The organism is Bartonella sp. AP57NXGY (genome assembly GCF_042195805.1).
Lineage (GTDB): Bacteria > Pseudomonadota > Alphaproteobacteria > Rhizobiales > Rhizobiaceae > Bartonella.
In genome coordinates this window covers 1-658 of sequence record NZ_JBHIOZ010000555.1, presented here as the reverse complement: position 1 = coordinate 658, position 658 = coordinate 1, and the positions used below count along the sequence as shown (strand labels likewise).

General features: G+C 39.8%; 2 pseudogenes. Both read right to left on the bottom strand.

Features of this window, described 5'->3' with window-relative positions:
- Positions 1–262 (bottom strand): annotated as a pseudogene (locus ACFIL8_RS12000) (hypothetical protein); the annotation flags it as partial.
- 216 nt (positions 263–478) lie between these two features.
- A pseudogene (locus ACFIL8_RS11995) lies at positions 479–658 on the bottom strand (MFS transporter); the annotation flags it as partial.

The window sequence follows — 658 nt, the reverse complement described above, 5'->3', positions numbered from 1 at the left end:
TGATGGGTTGTATTTGCCGTTTGCCAATGAGTGCTGGTTTGTTTTTTATTATTTGTACATCTTTTGCCCATTGAACGTGTGATAAAGGATTAAGTTCACTTGGGTAGACAGCGAAAGAATTGATGGCTATGGGCGGCGTTGGTTTTTGCAATTCAAGTATGTGGGAGCTCTCATGACAATCATGTCGCATATAGTTTGCCAGTTGCCACACGTAGCCGCCTGTTCCATTGTAAAAGTTTAAGCCTATAGGGTCTTGTTGCATGATGTTATCGTTTTTTTTTTTACTTTAAAATATCAAGCTTTGGGGAGGGTTGTTAGTTGCTCTACATTAAAGAGTGGTTTATCAAAGTCCTATTGGGTTGGTATGGGGTTGCATGGGATACAACGATTTGATAGGGATTTTATTGAAATTTGATTGGGTGGTGATTGTCATGTCCTTTTGGGGTGTATGGTTTGCTTGAGAAAAACGCCACGTCCACTAACCATTATCAAATTCTCTCTGTTTTTTTTGTACGGCACTGTTCACAATAAAACCTAAGATGCCTGTGATCATTGTGGCTATGCCAATGATAAACAGTGTACTTTGGGTGTGATGCACTTTTACAAAACCGGCTCCTAGAAAGCCAAGGCACACCGCTGTTTGTATGATAAAGATATA